This window comes from Streptomyces sp. SID12488 (genome assembly GCF_010548275.1).
Taxonomy (GTDB): Bacteria; Actinomycetota; Actinomycetes; order Streptomycetales; family Streptomycetaceae; genus Streptomyces.
Window position 1 is genome coordinate 1 of the sequence record NZ_JAAGLT010000079.1, and the last position, 1,453, is coordinate 1,453.

Annotated in this window: 1 protein-coding gene; it reads right to left on the minus strand. The window is 68.1% G+C overall.

Features of this window, described 5'->3' with window-relative positions:
* Positions 1–17: 17 nt before the first annotated feature.
* Entirely contained in the window at positions 18–1,217 is a 1,200-nt protein-coding gene (locus tag G3I56_RS42545) for an IS110 family transposase (protein ID WP_203691956.1), read from the minus strand.
* Between the last annotated feature and the right edge of the window lie 236 nt (positions 1,218–1,453).

Consider the following 1,453-nt stretch of genomic DNA (forward strand, 5'->3'; position numbering starts at 1 on the left):
GCTTCCTAATGCTGTTGTCAAGCAGCTGTAGTCACTGGAGGTGTGACTTGGTAGCGCCGTCCGTCGCGGATCAGGGCCCACAGGACGTTGACGCGTCGGCGGGCCAGGGCGAGCACGGCTTGGACGTGCTTCTTCCCCTCAGCGCGTTTGCGGTCGTAGAACTTCCGCGAGTTCGGGTCGCATCGGACGCTGACCAGCGCGGAGGTATAGAAGACCCGCTGCAACCTGCGGTGGTAGGTGACCGGCCGGTGGAGGTTGCCGCTGACCTTGCCCGAGTCGCGTGGTGCGGGGGCGACGCCGGCGAAGGCCGCCAGGGCGTCCGGGGAGTCGAACTTGTCCAGACCGCCGCCGACGGCAGCCAGGAACTCGGCGCCCAGCACGGGGCCGATGCCCGGGACGCTCAGGACGATGTCGGCGAGCTCGTGCTCGCGAAACCGGCCCTCAATGAGCTTGTCCATCTCGGAGATCTGCTCGTTGAGGGCCATCACCTCCTCGGCCAGGGTGTGGACCAGCTTCGCGATGGTCTTCTCCCCGGGGATCGCGGTGTGCTGGCGCTCGGCGGCCTCAACCACCTTTTCGGCCAGGCTTCTTGCGTTACGGACCTTGCGGTTGGCCAGCCACTTCGTCAGCCGGGCGACGCCGGTTCGGCGGATCGCGGCCGGGGTCTGGTAGCCGGTCAGCAGTCGGAGCGGGCCGGCGTTGGTGACGTCCAGGGCCCGTTCCAGGGCCGGGAACATGCTCATCAGCGTGGAACGCAGGCGGTTGACCGAGCGGGTGCGGTCCTCGACCAGGTCGGACCGGCGTCCGGTCAGCAGCTTCAGCTCGATGGCTGCTTCGTCGCCGGGGCGTATGGGCCGCAGGTCGCGGCGCATCCTGGCCTGGTCGGCGATGACGTAGGCGTCGCGGGCGTCGGTCTTGCCCTCGCCTCGGTAGCCGTCCGAGGCCCGGTTGACCAGGCGGCCGGGGATGTAGAGGACCTCCTGGCCGTGATTGACCAGCAGGGCCAGGAACAGCGCGGGCTCGCCGCCGGTCATGTCGATGGCCCAGGTGACCTCACGGCCGTCGGCCAGGTCCAGCACGTCGCCGATCAGCTTCAGCAGCTCGGGCTCGTCGTTGGCGACCCGCCGCGACAGCAGCGTCTTGCCCTCCGTGTCCAGCGCGAGCCCGTGATGGTGGCCCTTGCCGCTGTCGATCCCCGCCCATATCCGGCTCATCATGCTCCTGGCGTGCTCGTTCGTTCCGTACGTACCACGGACGACCTCGCCGGCATTGCTCTACTCAGCGACATGTTCGCATTTCCTAATCGGCGGCCGAGTCGTCGTGGGGTGCCGGGCGGCGAAGCGTGCTCAGCCACGAGACGGCAGCCGCCTGATAGCCACACCCAGCACCCCTGGGTGACCCAACCCTACGAATGGCTCGATCAACCCGATCAAGAAGGTAGAGCCGCCTGACC

Coding starts and splice junctions, on each gene's coding strand:
- G3I56_RS42545 (WP_203691956.1), bottom strand. CDS start 1,217: ATGATGAGCCGGATATGGGCGGGGATCGACAGCGGCAAGGGCCACCAT.